The sequence below is a fragment of the Lysinibacillus sp. CTST325 genome, from assembly GCF_054665055.1.
On record NZ_BAAFHO010000008.1, the window covers coordinates 142,402 to 156,980 of the forward strand.

General features: G+C 37.6%; 16 protein-coding genes. 4 read left to right on the forward strand and 12 right to left on the reverse strand.

Annotated elements, in window-relative coordinates:
• Nucleotides 1-36: 36 nt before the first annotated feature.
• The 12 genes from cydS to ACYQ73_RS18005 form a co-directional block, all read right to left on the reverse strand.
• Nucleotides 37-138: a cytochrome bd oxidase small subunit CydS gene (gene cydS / locus ACYQ73_RS17950; RefSeq protein ID WP_460013754.1), complete on the reverse strand. Its 102-nt coding sequence runs from the start codon at nt 136-138 to the stop codon at nt 37-39.
• Nucleotides 139-149: 11 nt separating this feature from the next.
• The gene (locus ACYQ73_RS17955; protein ID WP_460013755.1) at nt 150-1,178 is read right to left on the reverse strand and encodes a cytochrome d ubiquinol oxidase subunit II; all 1,029 of its coding nucleotides are present in this window, start codon (nt 1,176-1,178) and stop codon (nt 150-152) included.
• Entirely contained in the window at nt 1,175-2,518 is a 1,344-nt protein-coding gene (locus ACYQ73_RS17960; RefSeq protein WP_049667236.1) for a cytochrome ubiquinol oxidase subunit I, read from the reverse strand. Before ACYQ73_RS17960 ends, ACYQ73_RS17955 begins: the two co-directional genes overlap by 4 nt.
• A 129-nt stretch (nt 2,519-2,647) precedes the next feature.
• Nucleotides 2,648-3,424, reverse strand: coding sequence for a sulfite exporter TauE/SafE family protein (locus ACYQ73_RS17965; RefSeq protein ID WP_460013756.1), 777 nt, complete (start codon nt 3,422-3,424; stop codon nt 2,648-2,650).
• Nucleotides 3,425-3,705: 281 nt separating this feature from the next.
• The gene (locus ACYQ73_RS17970) at nt 3,706-4,338 is read right to left on the reverse strand and encodes a response regulator (protein WP_460013757.1); all 633 of its coding nucleotides are present in this window, start codon (nt 4,336-4,338) and stop codon (nt 3,706-3,708) included.
• Nucleotides 4,335-5,372 carry a PAS domain-containing sensor histidine kinase gene (locus ACYQ73_RS17975; protein ID WP_460013758.1) on the reverse strand — a complete coding sequence of 346 codons (1,038 nt, stop codon included), beginning with the start codon at nt 5,370-5,372 and terminating at the stop codon, nt 4,335-4,337. The genes ACYQ73_RS17970 and ACYQ73_RS17975 overlap by 4 nt, the downstream gene beginning before the upstream one ends.
• A 73-nt stretch (nt 5,373-5,445) precedes the next feature.
• Nucleotides 5,446-5,784, reverse strand: coding sequence for a rhodanese-like domain-containing protein (locus tag ACYQ73_RS17980; RefSeq protein ID WP_460013759.1), 339 nt, complete (start codon nt 5,782-5,784; stop codon nt 5,446-5,448).
• A 181-nt stretch (nt 5,785-5,965) separates the two neighbouring features.
• Nucleotides 5,966-7,387: an MBL fold metallo-hydrolase gene (locus tag ACYQ73_RS17985; protein WP_460013760.1), complete on the reverse strand. Its 1,422-nt coding sequence runs from the start codon at nt 7,385-7,387 to the stop codon at nt 5,966-5,968.
• A gap of 20 nt (nt 7,388-7,407) precedes the next feature.
• Entirely contained in the window at nt 7,408-7,971 is a 564-nt protein-coding gene (locus ACYQ73_RS17990) for a helical membrane plugin domain-containing protein (protein WP_460013761.1), read from the reverse strand.
• 25 nt (nt 7,972-7,996) lie between these two features.
• Nucleotides 7,997-9,190 carry an NAD(P)/FAD-dependent oxidoreductase gene (locus ACYQ73_RS17995; RefSeq protein WP_460013762.1) on the reverse strand — a complete coding sequence of 398 codons (1,194 nt, stop codon included), beginning with the start codon at nt 9,188-9,190 and terminating at the stop codon, nt 7,997-7,999.
• Between the two features lie 254 nt (nt 9,191-9,444).
• Nucleotides 9,445-11,088, reverse strand: a complete 1,644-nt coding sequence (locus ACYQ73_RS18000) for a sensor histidine kinase (protein WP_460013763.1) — start codon at nt 11,086-11,088, stop codon at nt 9,445-9,447.
• Nucleotides 11,085-11,786, reverse strand: coding sequence for a response regulator transcription factor (locus ACYQ73_RS18005; RefSeq protein ID WP_460013764.1), 702 nt, complete (start codon nt 11,784-11,786; stop codon nt 11,085-11,087). Before ACYQ73_RS18005 ends, ACYQ73_RS18000 begins: the two co-directional genes overlap by 4 nt.
• Before the next feature lie 104 nt (nt 11,787-11,890).
• Here ACYQ73_RS18005 and ACYQ73_RS18010 point away from each other — a divergent pair, with 104 nt between their 5' ends.
• From ACYQ73_RS18010 to ACYQ73_RS18025, 4 genes are all read left to right on the forward strand, one after another.
• Nucleotides 11,891-13,066, forward strand: coding sequence for a DUF418 domain-containing protein (locus tag ACYQ73_RS18010; RefSeq protein ID WP_460013765.1), 1,176 nt, complete (start codon nt 11,891-11,893; stop codon nt 13,064-13,066).
• A 204-nt stretch (nt 13,067-13,270) separates the two neighbouring features.
• Nucleotides 13,271-13,825: an SLOG family protein gene (locus ACYQ73_RS18015; protein ID WP_370080769.1), complete on the forward strand. Its 555-nt coding sequence runs from the start codon at nt 13,271-13,273 to the stop codon at nt 13,823-13,825.
• Nucleotides 13,826-13,987: 162 nt separating this feature from the next.
• Nucleotides 13,988-14,197 carry a hypothetical protein gene (locus ACYQ73_RS18020; protein WP_460013766.1) on the forward strand — a complete coding sequence of 70 codons (210 nt, stop codon included), beginning with the start codon at nt 13,988-13,990 and terminating at the stop codon, nt 14,195-14,197.
• A 17-nt stretch (nt 14,198-14,214) separates the two neighbouring features.
• The gene (locus ACYQ73_RS18025) at nt 14,215-14,529 is read left to right on the forward strand and encodes a hypothetical protein (RefSeq protein ID WP_460013767.1); all 315 of its coding nucleotides are present in this window, start codon (nt 14,215-14,217) and stop codon (nt 14,527-14,529) included.
• The last annotated feature ends 50 nt before the right edge of the window (nt 14,530-14,579 follow it).

Consider the following 14,579-nt stretch of genomic DNA (forward strand, 5'->3'; position numbering starts at 1 on the left):
AGCAGGACGACCCTTTTGGGGATCAGCGTCCACAGCCTACCGCTTAATTTGACGATCTTTCGGTCCTATCCAAAAGCCAATCGCAATGCTAATAGCCACTACAAGAAAAGGTGCATACAAAATAATAAATTGATTCATTATAATTCCCCCTATGCATGATGATCATGTTTACCGCAAGCATAATCACGATCAAACACGAACCATTTCATTACTAAATATAGTGAAGGTATGAGTAGAACTAATCCTCCAACAAATGTAATCACTAATGCAACTGCCATTGTTTCATTTGTAAAGCTATCATAGACTGATAGGTACGGATACAGTAAATATGGATAATGTGAAATACCATAGCCGAAAAATGCAAAGCCAAATTGGGCAACCATTAAAAAGAGTGCTATGCCATAGTTTTTCTTTTTAAATAAAAGAATTAATGTGACAACAAATAGCACACCTGAAATCGCGAAAAGCCACCACAGATTTAACATATTTTCATAATGCTCAGGCACATGTCCCTTTAACTCCACCATAATCCCTATTACACTTATTATGAGCGGCAACGACCAACCGAGTGCATACTTTCGCATTAAATTAGAAGCATGTTCATCTCGCGCTCTTTTCCCATACCATGTTAGGAAAACGGCTGAAATATACAAAACTGCAACTATACTTAATAACACAATAGACCAAGTTAACGGATTTGTGAAAAGTTTAACCATTTGCAAATGCGGTTCTTCATTTACGATTTTCACGAACCCTCCCTCGGATATCGTTAACACAATAGAAAGAGATGCAGGTATAAATAAACCAGTAATTCCGTACATCATTGTATAACCAATATGTCCACCTTTTTCACTGTAGGACTCAAATGCATAATAGCTCCCTCTAATTGCAATTAATATTAATGCAATACTGACCGGTACTAGCAAAATTGTGCCGTAATAATAAGCTGTTTGAGGAAAGAAACCTACCATTCCAACAAAGAAAAATACAAGGAAGACGTTTGTAATTTCCCACACCGGAGATAAATAGCGCTTAATAACATTGGCTAGTATTTGGTCTTTACCAATCAAGACACTATACGCATTAAAGAAGCCCGCTCCAAAGTCTATGGACGCAACAATGACATAGCCGAATAGAAATAACCATAGTACTGAAATCCCTAATATTTCTAAGCTCATTGCCCTGCACATCCTTCCACTTGTTGATGTTCTTCAATTTCACGTTCAATCGGATTGTTACGGAACATACGAATAAGTACAACGATACTTCCTACCGCTAATACAATGTACAGCCCCGCAAATAGTATTAGCATAGTATCGACTTGGCCACTTGTTGTAGCACCTTCCGCCGTTTTCATATAACCACGAAGTATCCAAGGCTGACGCCCTACTTCCGCAAACCACCAGCCTGCCTCAACAGCAATAAGTGATAGCGGACCACCTGCTACTACTATTCTCTTAAAACTTTTTGAAGAAATAAACTTCCATCCTCGCCACTTACCTAGCACATAAATAGCTGCAACAACAATTAGTAAAGTTCCGATAACTACCATGACATCAAACAAATAATGAATATAAAGTGGCGGCTGTTCGTCCTCAGGAAATTGATCTAAACCTTTTACTTCTGCAAAAGGATTATTATGCGCCAATACACTTAGTGCGTATGGTACTTTAATGGCGTATTTCACTTCTTCTCCATCTAGCACTCCGAATAGCACAAGCGAAGCATCCTCTTTTGTTTCAAAATGCCATTCAGCAGCAGCTAATTTTTCTGGTTGATATTCAGCTAAATACTTCCCAGAAAAGTCACCTACAATCAGTGCCGCTATTGAAAATACTAAGCCAAGTTTCAATAATAGGTGTAACGCTTTTTTATGATACACATGCTTCGATCCCCGCAGCATACGATAAGCTGCAATAGAGGCTAATAAAAATGCCGCAGTCATATAAGATGTTACTAATACATGTGCTACCTTCGTTGGCATTGCGGGATTTAACATAGCCAGTACTGGTTGAATATTTACAAGCTCTCCATCTACAAGGTCAAAGCCCTGCGGTGCGTTCATAAATGCATTCACAATCGTAATAAAAACAGCCGACATAGAAGCACCAATAGCTACCGGAACCAATAATAATAGATGGCGCTTCGGATTTTTGAATCGATCCCAAGTATATAAATAAAGCCCTAAGAAAATGGCTTCAACAAAGAACGCGAATGTTTCCATAAACAAAGGTAATGCAATTACCTGACCAGCCAACTCCATAAAGTTTGGCCATAGTAGCGATAGCTGCAGTCCGATCGCTGTCCCAGTGACAACACCGATTGCCACAGTAATTACAAACCCTCTTGCCCATCTTCTTGCGAGTAATAAATAATGTTCGTCATTATTTTTCAATCCAACCCATTGAGCAATCATTATCATTAAAGGTATACCAACACCAATTGTTGCGTAGACAATATGAAATGATAATGTTAACTCCGTTAAGGCTCGACTCCACATTACAGCTGAATCATTCATTTTATTTCATCTCCTAGGTTCCGAAAATTCTTCCAATTATCGAAAGAAACATTATCCCCGCTACTAAAAAACTTATAATTATTAGCTTTTTCTCATGCGATTTATATGCAGCAGCCTTTTGTTTTTCCATCATAGTAAATCAACCCAAATTTTAATCGCTGTCGCTAAGATGAGTACGGCTAAAATACTTTGCAAAATTTTTGTATTCATTTTTTTACCTATTTTTGCGCCAAGGGGAGCTGCAAGTAAACTTGCCACTATCATAATTACTGCAGAATAGTAATCGACTTGCCCAGTCATTAACTTTCCGATTGTTCCTCCGATTGATGAGATAAACGTAATGGCTAGGCTAGTTGCAATCGTCATACGCGTTGGAATACCGAGCACAACAAGCATTATCGGAACAAGTAAGAAACCACCTGCAGCACCAACAATCCCTGAACCAATCCCAACTATAAATGCTAAAATAGCTGCTAGCGACTTGTTGAAGGTTACTTCATTCATTGGCTTATCATCAATTTGTTTCTTAGGAATAAACATCATCACAGCTGCAATCAAGGCTAAAATACCGTAGACGACAGTCACACTGTTTTCAGATAAAAACTTTGACCCGTAGCTCCCAACAAAGCTACCAGCTAAAATGGCTCCCCCCATATAAATAATGAGTGGCTTATTAAGATATCCACCTTTTCGATACGCCCAAACCCCTGCAATCGAAGCAAAAAACACTTGTACCGCACTAATACCCGAAACTTCATGTGCTGAAAATGCGACTAAGCCAAAAAGTGGCGGTATATATAGTAGCATTGGGTATTTAATGATTGAACCGCCTATCCCCAACATACCGGACACAAAAGATCCAACGAATCCAATCAGGAAAATCACCATTATAAATGTTATATCCATTGTGCTTGCACCTCCTTTTATTCATGTGCTTTCAGTATAGTCCTGCTACAATTTCAGACATATAGGGGTTTTCCACTATTAGCTTTACTCACTGTGACAATATTGAAAATTATTCCTAAAAAATAAAAAAAGATCACTCATCTTTCAAGTGATCTTAGCTTGTCAGCAAAGTAATAATTATAAAAAAACGCCTAGTCGGAACGTAAATCAGCCCCTCATTTTGCCGAAGTGCTATATATTTTACTTTACATATTGCACCAGTTTTCAACAGTAACAAGTTGTTACATATAGTTATTTGCAAGCCCATACTGAATAAGCTCAGCTTTATTACTTAAATCGAGCTTTTGCATAATATTCGATTTATGATTTTCAACCGTTTTACTACTAATATATAGCTGCCCAGCAATTTGGATATTCGTATACCCTAGAACTGTTAACCTCATAATCTCCTGCTCACGCACAGTTAAAATGCATTGTTCTTCATGCCCTTTATGTTCAAATAATTTATCCATCTGCTCCTGCGGAATACCAACGTTGTAATATATGCGACCACTATATACAGCATGGATAGCCTCATAGAGAATTCCACCTTGACTATTTTTTAAAATATAGCCATGGGCTTCAACAGCAATAGCTTTTTGAATATAAGCAACTTCATTGTGCATTGTTAACATAATAATTTTCACGTTAGGCATTTGCTTATGAATTTCTTGAGTAGCCGTAAATCCATCTAACCCATTCGGAATGGATACGTCCATCAAAACGACATCCGGGTTTAATGATATTGCTTGAGTGATCGCCTCCGCTCCATCACCCGCTTCACCTACAACCTCTATATCTATATAATTTTCCAATAAAAGAACAATTCCTTTACGGATTAGCACATGATCATCTACAACTAAAACACGAATCATCTAAAGTCATCCTTCCAATTAGGTACTTGAATGCTAATTTGTGTACCTTTATTGTGAGCTGAAGTAATATTAAAAAATCCGCCTAACAATGTAATTCTCTCCTCCATATGCTTTAAGCCAAGCCCTTCTTTTTTCACTTGCTGTAGATTAAATCCTACGCCATCATCTTCTATATTGAGCGTTAAATTTGTAGCTTTCTTTTCGAGCCGAATGACGACTTTAGAAGCTTTGGCATATTTAGTAATATTGTGTAAAGCCTCCTGTACGACGCGATAAATATTGATTTCTACAGATGGATGACAACGTTCTTCAAAATCTGTTTCTAACGATATAGCAATATCAGGATGTACCTTTTGCACTGAATCGACAAGGGTGCCTAATGTAGGTGTAATTCCTAACTGATCAATGCTATGAGGGCGAAGTTGATAAGAGTACAATTTAATATCATTCATTACTTGCTCTAGCTCATTGCGTACTTCTTCAATATACGTATTTAGCTTTTCATTGTCTTTGACATAAGATTCAATCGCTTGTAGTGCAACAGATACTGTATATAATGATTGGCCAACGCCATCATGTAATTCCTGCGCAAGCCTTTTATGTTCTTCCTCTTTTGCCTCAATCAGCTTTTTAATAATAAGCTTTGAAATCCGGGCCTCTTCTTCCTTTAACTGAAGAGTCTGATCTCGCAATACAAGCAAAAACTCTTGCTCGTTTGTTTTACCGTCTGTATACATCAATGCTGTGCTCATTTCAACATCTATCTTACTACCATGATACGTCGGCATTTTCGATAAAAAATAGGGAATCTCATTATGTTCAATTAAATAACACGTATGTTCGTTTGGAGACTTTTGACGGTTTTCACAAAATGAACAAAAGGGCACTCGATCTCCTAATTTCCATCCTGTTAACCGCTCCGCCGAGGGATTCATCATTAAAATCTCACGTTTGTGATTCATAATCATAATTCCATCTTGAATATATTGAAATATTTGCTGTAAATATAGCTGTTCTTTCTCCAACTTAAACACACTCCAGACTTAAAATTGAAAGCACAACAAGAATCAATGCATTCCTTTAAGTTACCAACCAGCATACTTTGCCCTATACTTTTTCTTCTATCAAGCTATAACTCTTAACTTCATGCCCTGCTTTCCGAATGATACGAACACTCATATTTTTTTCTAGCTGTGTTGATGCAATAATATGAAGGGGCTTTTTTGGTAGTTCATGTATGTGACGGACCAAATAGGAAATTGGTAAATTTAATGCATTGGGTGTAGGTGATTTGTAAGAATCATTATAATCACGTACATCCACTATCGCCGTTCCCGCATTTAACTCTCGCGGTAAACACTCCTGTATTTGACGTACCGGGACATGACGTTTATATATCATTCTACCAATAATAAGAAGGCATATACTCAAACTTGCAATAATCATTTTTTAACCCCTTTTAACGAGAAAAAAGGTTGTCTAAATCCGTTTAGCTTTCACAGACGAGTCTCATAATCCATTTTGATTAAAAATAACGATTTCTACTTCTCATCTTTCAAAGTGCTAAACAAAGAAAAATAGCAGACTAGGATTACTAGTATGCTATTTTTCTTTTAGAACAACCTCTTTAAATAAAACTTTCTTTTTTAGCCATTATCTCTTGTTGCCATGCCATGTAGCCGCCCGTTAAATTTACAATGTTATGAATGCCCTTTGCTTTCAGTACACTTACAGCCATTGCAGATCGAGCGCCGCCTTGGCATTGTACAACAATTTTTTTATCTGTTTGCAATTCATCTAAACGTTTAGATAATGTACCAACCATAATATGCTGAGCGTTTTCAATATGGCCCGCATCATATTCTGTTTGATTGCGTACATCAAGCACATGAACTTGTTCACTTTCAATTAATGGTTTCGCTTCTAAAGGCGTTATATTTTCATAACTTTCTAGAGAAGTAGCCTCTTCCAAAACTTTCGTTACATCCCCATAACCAACAACATTGTCGATACCTATAGAACGTAAAGCTATTAAAATATTATCTAGTTGCGAAAGATTAACTAGTAAATACAATGGTTTTGTATAATCTACTAGCCAGCCAGCCCAATTTGTCAATGAATTATTGTAAGGAATGTTTAGTGTACCAGCGATAAATCCTTGTGAGAAATCTTCCGCTGGACGTGTATCAATAACTTGCTTTCCATCTGCAAGAAGTTGAGCAATTTCTTCATAGCTTGACACAGCCTTCACTGGCGGTAAGTTTTTAATAAGCTCTATCCCTACTTTATTGACACGCTTCATAACAGCGAAATAATAAGGAGGCTCCGGTTGACCTTCTAGTAAAGCGTCAATAAATTTTTGCTCATCATCAAATTGCATAGCCCAGTTGAATTGCTTCTCATACCCAACCGTTGAGGACGGCACAGCTCCTAACGCTTTACCGCAAGCACTACCTGCTCCATGAGCCGGCCAAAGCTGCATGTAATCTGGTAAATCCTTAAAGCGTTCTAATGATTTAAACATTGCTTTTGCGCCAGATAGTGATGTACCCTGAATCCCAGCAGCTTTTTCTAATAAATCAGGGCGTCCAATATCACCTACAAAGACAAAGTCACCCGTGAAAATTCCCATTGGTTTATCTGCTACGCCGCCACGATCCGTTAATAAGAAGGAGATACTTTCAGGCGTATGCCCAGGTGTATGCATAACTTTAAAGATAAGATTACCTATACTAAATTCATCACCCTCTTTTAATAATTGATGAGGAATACCTTCCAGATTTTGATACTTCCAATCAGCATCCCCTTCATCGGAAATATACATCTTTGTTCCAACACGGTCTGCTAACTCACGAGACCCTGCTACAAAATCAGCATGGATATGCGTTTCTAATGCGCCAACAATTTGCATCTTCTCTTTTTCTGCTAATGCAAGATAGGGTTCAATATTACGCATCGGATCAACGATAACCATTTCTCCCTTCGCCTGACATCCCACAACATAAGAAGCGTGTGCTAATTTTTCATCGTAAAAATATCGTAATAACATGTTTAAACTCCCCTTTATACTCAATTTTTTTCTTTTAAAATATCTAATGCCGATTGGACATAATTCAGTGTTTTTTGAACAGCAGGATCTTTCAGCCATTTAACAATTGAAAAAACATTAATATGCTGAGGCTTTTCTTCTGCTCTTTGCTGTACCATTTTTAAGAAATCCAAACCTGTCCTTCCTTTTTCAACATACGGATCGATATAGCTCTTTAAATTATTCATTGTATATTCTGTCGTTTGTTTATCCTGAAGTACTGCTTTTCCAAAATCAACGATGTTTTCTAACTGATGAATGATTTGAACAAGCTTTGGCAATTTCTCTATAAGCTGTACAATAGCTGTTATCGTTTCTGAACCTACATTATAAGTAGTGACAAATTGTTCGTATCGATCTATTGTCTTTTCATCCGTCAGTACTGCTTTTCCAAAATCCACAACATTTTCAGCCGAATCTATCGTTTGCTCTACATTCGGTAATTTATCCAACAATCGCTGTAAAGAGTGCCGAACTTCTGGTTTCTCAAGCATTTCGATTATTTGATATAATTCTTCGCTCATACTTACCGTTGCATTAGCCACGCTTGTCGCCTCCCTTCATTTGTCATTACATTGTTCCTTTCAACATGCCATCCCAGTACATGACAGGCAGTAAATCCTTTTTCATGAAATACATACTGGATCTTTCCACAGCCTGGTTAAAAGGCATAGATTCGACAGGCTCTTTATTGTAATCAAACTCAGCTAATATCAGTTTGTTGTAGCCTGTTACAATCGGGCAAGAAGAGTAGCCATTATACATTTGTGTCATTGGCTGTTGTCGCATTAAAGAAATAAGATTTTGCGCAACAACAGGCGCTTGCTTGCGTATAGCTGCACCCGTTTTGGAAGTTGGGAGATTGGCATTGTCACCTATTCCAAACACATTGCTATACTTTTTATGTTGCAAAGTAAATTTGTCGACATCTACCCATCCACATTCGTCTGCTAATGCACTTGTTCGAATAAATTCAGGTGAACACATATATGGTGTCACATGAATCATGTCGTATTTAATTTCTTCTAATATGCCTGTATCTAAATTTTCAAAGATAGCTATTTTTTCATCCGCCTTAATTTCAATCAAATTACGACGGAATCGAGCATCAATATTTTTCCGCTCAATTACCTTTTCAAGTGCTTCTCGATATTTTAAAACATCGAAAATTGCTGGATTGGCCGAACCAAAAATAACGTTGATATTGTCACGAACATTGACGTTATTAAAATAGTCCTCTGCCAAATGCATAATTTTTTGTGGAGCACCGCCACATTTTACTGGAGAGTTCGGATGTGTAAATAATGCTGTTCCCTCCTTAAAATTACGGATCGTTTCCCACGTATAATCCACATGCTTAAAAGAGTAATTACTGCATACACTTTTAGTTCCAAGTGCTTCTTCTAGCCCTTTAATAGCACCCCAGTTAATCTCTATCCCACCGGCAACTACTAAAAAATCATACGTGTATGTTGTACCCTCTTGTGTTAGTACCTGGTTTTGATTGGGATCAAAACTACTAACAGCTTCTTTTAACCAAACAGCTCCCTTAGGAATAACGGACCTCATTTCACGCTCAGAGTCCCATTTATTTGCTGCACCACCTCCCACCAATGTCCAGAGTGGTTGATAATAATGTTTTTTTGCAGGATCTATGATGGCAATCTCCCCTTGAAGCGAATGAGATTGACGAAGTAAACGTGCAGCTACTGAAATGCCAGCAGTTCCTCCTCCAACGATGACTACTTTAAAAGAAGTCTTCATGTGTATATCCTCCTTATCACGCTGTCTTTCGTATACAACTTTTACACCTTAATAATAGGTATAAGAGAGAGCTGTTCATATAGGGGTAATCCCCTAAAAAATTACACTCCAATACTCAAATGGCACAAAAAGGCAGTACAGGTGAATGTTTCATCACTTGTACTGCCCAAATTAACAGTGTTTTCTTTACTTTATCAATCAACAACTAGCTCATGATCATAACGTGGGGTTGATTCTTTGAGGCCAAAAAACTACTACTTACATTTAAACTTTATTACAAAGACTGTACCTTCCGCTCCTGATTTGACACTAATGGAACCATTGTGTAAATCAATTAACTGCTTAGTAATAGCCAATCCCAGACCTGTACCCGTTGCATCATCCGTAGTGTTAGTACCTCGATAATATCGCTCAAAGAGGTTATCGAGCTCCTCTTGAGGAATTCCTGGACCTTGGTCGGCGATTGTCAGCATAATCTCCTGGCCTATATTTTGCGCTTCTACGTTTACCTTTGTACCGTCAGGAGTATATTTTTTAGCATTGGTTATTAGATTATCTAAAATACGCTTTAATAAAAGCTCGTCCGCTTCAAGTACGACATCCCCATAAACATTTACAGACACTTGCTCATCTGCAAATTGAGGTAACCATACGTTAAGTGGTAACAGCACTTTTTCAAGCTGTATCGCTTTATTTTTTAATTGATACGTATATGTTAAGTCTCGTATAAGAGCATCCATATACGTCGCCTTCTCCTGCATCGTAGTTGCAAAGACGCGCATTTCTTCCTTTGTCCACTCATAATCCTCGGAAGCTAGCATTGTTGAATAACCATAAATAGAGCTTAACGGTGTCTTTAAATCATGGGATAAGCCTGTTATCCATTCCTCACGTAATCGCTCTGCATGCTTAATTTGCCTTTCATTAGAAGAGAGGCGTTTTGATAAATTATTAATTGATTCATCAACTGGCTGGAATAATTTGAATTTCCTCTTTAACTTCCCTGTCTTCCGGTGATGGATACTTTTATCTCTTACTTTACTGTAGTCAAACTGGGTTAGTCGCTCGATACGAGATATTACATAAATAAGCGGACGAACAAATTGACGGGAAATGCTAATCGATAAAAAGATGATCCCTATTAACAATATAATATGTCCACCAAAGAAGATGGAAACAAATAAAACCATCGCTTTAGTAAATGGCTCGTCAAATGGCTTATATGATGGGTTCGGCATACGTACAACTAGTGTCGAACCATCCTCTAAAGCAGCATTTCTCGAAAGCTCTTTATACTCAAAAATATCGTAGTTCTCTTCCAGCAGTTGAGGCTTATGGAGCTTTTTATAGCGCTCACCAATGACTTCTACACGATCCCACTGCTTATTATAGATTTCAACTGAGGCCTTCTTATCCTGTAAACGCTGGAGCAGTTCTGAAGAAACCTCTCCTTTTTCCTTCCAATCCCGAACTACTTCCTCAAAAAGCGGTTGGACAGGTAAGGCCGGGAGGAATAACAAATGGTATTTAGGAATCTCCCACGTGTGCATTCCCGGCCTTTTAAGAGTCATTATTTCGTTATCTGTCATACTACATAGTTCACATGTATCTCCCGTGTAATCAACAATGTCCATCGAATTATCGAACAAATATAATTGCCCTAAGTTCTCCTTAGCTCGCCTCACTAAATAATCAGCAATCTTAATAGATTCTCCTTTTTCTACGACAGCATCATCTTTAATTTCAGAGGAACTCATTATGTGAATATCGTCACCGACATGACTATTGATAAAGATTGTAAACAACACCAAGCTTATAATAAAGCCTGCAATGAATAGTAAATAAAAAATAATGAAATAAGATACAAAACGAAGCGTTAATCTTCTAGCTGGCTTCATGAATGAACATCTCCAACAAGTTTATAACCGATACCTCTTACAGTAATAATGCAGGTTGGTTTACCTGGATTCTTTTCTATTTTTTCTCGCAGTTTTCGAATATGAACCATCACAGTATTATCATCGAACAAACAGTCACCCCATACGCGCTCGTAAATTTGCTCCTTCGATAATACTTGCCCTACATTTTCACATAAATATTTCAATAAATAAAATAACCTACCGCTAATAATTTCCTTTGTACCATTTACAGTCACCTCCGCTGCATCGATATCGAATGTAAATCGACTGCATGAAAATAAATGACTTTCAGGAACATCTTTTTTCTTGATATATCTCGAAAGCTGGACCTTCACCCTCGCAACAAGCTCAAGTGGATTAAATGGCTTCGTAATATAATCGTCTGCCCCGTTCATAAAACCACGAAGCTTATCTGCATCACTACCTTTTGCCGTTAAAAAGAATATTGGCGCTTCACTTTGCTCTCGAATCATATTCGCCATATCAAGTCCGCTACCATCCGGGAGCATAATATCTAATAGATAGAAATCAAAAACCTTCGTTTCAATTTTCCTTTTTGCTTCTTGAACAGTGTCGCAGAGTGTAATGTTTAAAAACCCTTCTTTTCTTAAGATAATTTCAATCATTTCTGCAATTGCACGTTCGTCCTCTAATACTAAAATTGACGCGTCTTGCATGCTATCACCCTTCTTTTAAGAATACTTTAAGGTAGCCATCATTTCACCATAAGCTTTCCCAACTACACTATGTATAAGATAACCAATTAAGGAGATAAAACGCAATGACAACTAACCGTGTTACTTTCATAGATACAATGCGTGGGTTTAGCTTATTCGGCATCTTAATGGCGAATTTGTTGATTTTCCAGTTTGGCATGTATGGTAAAGATGAACTAAAAGATCTATCCGCCCTCGATAATGGAGCCTGGTATTTTGTAAAAATCTTTATAGAAGGATCATTTATGCCGATCTTCACCATTTTATTCGGCTTCTCTCTTATTAAACTTATAGAGTCTATTCGTAGAAAAAAAGATAAGAGTCGATGGTCCATTTTACGCCGCGCAACAGGGCTAATCGCTTTAGGTTTACTACATTCAATGTTTTTATGGGAAGGCGATATTTTATTTGCCTACGGCATTATGATATTGTTTTTAATCCCATTTATTAATCGTAAACCGAAAACTTTATTCATTTGGGCTGGTATCTTCTTTTTACTTATTACCAGCTTATCATTTGGTTCCACAGAAGAAACTAAAAAAGAACAGAAAGAGTTAGCAACCTATGTAGAAAAAGCCGACAATGTATACGCTAACGGGAGCTACTTAGACATTTATGATTTCCGTGCAAATGATCTACCTCCGGGCATGGATGATGCAGGTTTAGTCTTCTTCTTATTAGTTTTCCTTGCACCAATGTATACCTCTGCATTGACCCTTTTCGGCATGGGGCTTGCTAAAAAGCAAGCTTTTGTCAATATGGAAGACGAAAAGAAATGGTATAAGCTCGGCGCTCTGCTTGTTCCAATAGGGTTAGCTTTAAAGAGTCTGAGTTTTATTATAGAAAGCAATTTTTCCGGAATGCTGTTAACAGGTGGATCTGAATTATTAGCAGTTGGCTATGTCTGCCTTGCAGCTTTAATATATAAAACCCGCCCTGTACAACGTCTCACTCCTGCCTTTGAGAGTGTCGGTAAACTATCATTAACTAATTATCTAATGCAAACCATTATTTGTACAACAGTATTTTATGGATACGGTCTTGGCTTATATGGCAAGTTAGGCGTGTTTGGTGGTATTTTATTTGGAATCATCGTGTATAGCTTGCAATGTGTTTTCAGCCTTGCCTATTTCAAAAAATTTAAACGCGGACCATTTGAATCTGTACTGCGTGTATGGACGAATTGGTCTTGGAACGGACAGATTAAAATAAAACAGAAAGGACGTACTTTACATGAATAGTGACTCCAAAGAGGACTTTACAGATACATGGTGGTTCTTAGGAATCTGTACTGCTGTAGCTGCCGTTTTAACACTATTTGCTTTTTAATATAACAATCAACTTTACTTGGTAACAACTATACAACAATATCTTGGAATTCGTTTTCATTCGCCCCCTACTGTATACTATGACTACACATATTATACAGCTTAGGGGGCGTTTTTTTGCTACAGCGAATTATTATTACTGGCTATAGACCACATGAATTGGGCATTTTTAATGACAAGCACCCCGGCATTGCCATCATAAAAAAAGCACTCGAAAACCGTCTGCGTATATTGATCGATGAAGGTTTAGAATGGGTCATTATTAGTGGCCAGCAAGGTGTAGAAACATGGGGTGCTGAGGTTATTCTTATGTTAAGAAAGGAATTTCCCCATTTAAAATATTCTGTTATCACTCCTTTTTTAGAGCAAGAAAAAAATTGGCAGGAACATAAAAAAGAAAAATATCAGGCATTAGTAGCTCAAGCAGACTTTGTAACGAGCGTAACGAAAAAACCATACGAGGCTCCGTGGCAATTTATCGAAAAAGACAAATTCATTATCCAAAATACAGATGGTCTACTGCTTATTTATGATGAAGAAAATGAAGGCTCCCCGAAATATATGAAACGTCTAGCAGAAAAATATATGGAAACACACGAATATACACTTTTGATGATTACCGCTTATGATTTACAAGTAGTGGCAGAAGAAATTCAGCAACAAGATTGGTAGGGAAAATATTGCTATAATTTTCTGATAATTATATACTGAAGCTATATTAGTTATAGACTTTATGGATCATCACAATAGCGTGTGGTTGATCTCCGTTCCGACTGGGCGCTTTGCCGCTGTCGCTTCGCTTTCGCGCAGAGCAGAGCTTCCTGGGGGCGTCCGATGAGCCGCTTGGGCCAACACGATGTTGGTCACGAAGGCGTTATCACAGGACGTGATGGTTTTAGCCTTCGTTCCCCTATGTGCTCGCTCCAGGGTCTCATCTGTGACGCTGATCCCCGAGGAGTCGCCCAGTCTCCACTCCAATCAACTTATATAAAATGGTATTCCTTTTTCACGTATTCTTATCTACCCTTTAGTGCTAATTTCTAAAAAGGAGCTGCTAACATTTGAGTAAAAAAATCGAAATGGTTCTTGAGTCGTCTCCGGTGAATGTTTCTCATGATACGTACCGCAGAGAGTGCAAATATACACGTGGGATTCATATTGAAGAACAAGAGTTTAAAGCAATTTTAGATGCAATGTGCCATGATTCTCGCTTGTATTTTGATTTCCATAATCCACGCAGAGAGATTAAAAAGGGAACATATTTAAATGGACATTCTGGATTAGCGCATAGTATTTATAATTACTATAAAACAAATCACAATCTTGAACTGACCGAGATTATAAACGGTAAAGATTTTTATGTAAAAATAATATAAAGTTGATAAACTGATTTCATAAAGTGGGCTGTTTCTTACAAAACAACTCA

Coding starts and splice junctions, on each gene's coding strand:
- ACYQ73_RS17995 (WP_460013762.1), bottom strand. CDS start 9,190: ATGAAGACTTCTTTTAAAGTAGTCATCGTTGGAGGAGGAACTGCTGGC.
- ACYQ73_RS17960 (WP_049667236.1), bottom strand. CDS start 2,518: ATGAATGATTCAGCTGTAATGTGGAGTCGAGCCTTAACGGAGTTAACA.
- ACYQ73_RS17955 (WP_460013755.1), bottom strand. CDS start 1,178: ATGAGCTTAGAAATATTAGGGATTTCAGTACTATGGTTATTTCTATTC.
- cydS (WP_460013754.1), bottom strand. CDS start 138: ATGAATCAATTTATTATTTTGTATGCACCTTTTCTTGTAGTGGCTATT.
- ACYQ73_RS17970 (WP_460013757.1), bottom strand. CDS start 4,338: ATGATTCGTGTTTTAGTTGTAGATGATCATGTGCTAATCCGTAAAGGA.
- ACYQ73_RS18000 (WP_460013763.1), bottom strand. CDS start 11,088: ATGAAGCCAGCTAGAAGATTAACGCTTCGTTTTGTATCTTATTTCATT.
- ACYQ73_RS18020 (WP_460013766.1), top strand. CDS start 13,988: ATGAGCCGCTTGGGCCAACACGATGTTGGTCACGAAGGCGTTATCACA.
- ACYQ73_RS18010 (WP_460013765.1), top strand. CDS start 11,891: ATGACAACTAACCGTGTTACTTTCATAGATACAATGCGTGGGTTTAGC.
- ACYQ73_RS17980 (WP_460013759.1), bottom strand. CDS start 5,784: ATGATTATTGCAAGTTTGAGTATATGCCTTCTTATTATTGGTAGAATG.
- ACYQ73_RS17985 (WP_460013760.1), bottom strand. CDS start 7,387: ATGTTATTACGATATTTTTACGATGAAAAATTAGCACACGCTTCTTAT.
- ACYQ73_RS17965 (WP_460013756.1), bottom strand. CDS start 3,424: ATGGATATAACATTTATAATGGTGATTTTCCTGATTGGATTCGTTGGA.
- ACYQ73_RS18005 (WP_460013764.1), bottom strand. CDS start 11,786: ATGCAAGACGCGTCAATTTTAGTATTAGAGGACGAACGTGCAATTGCA.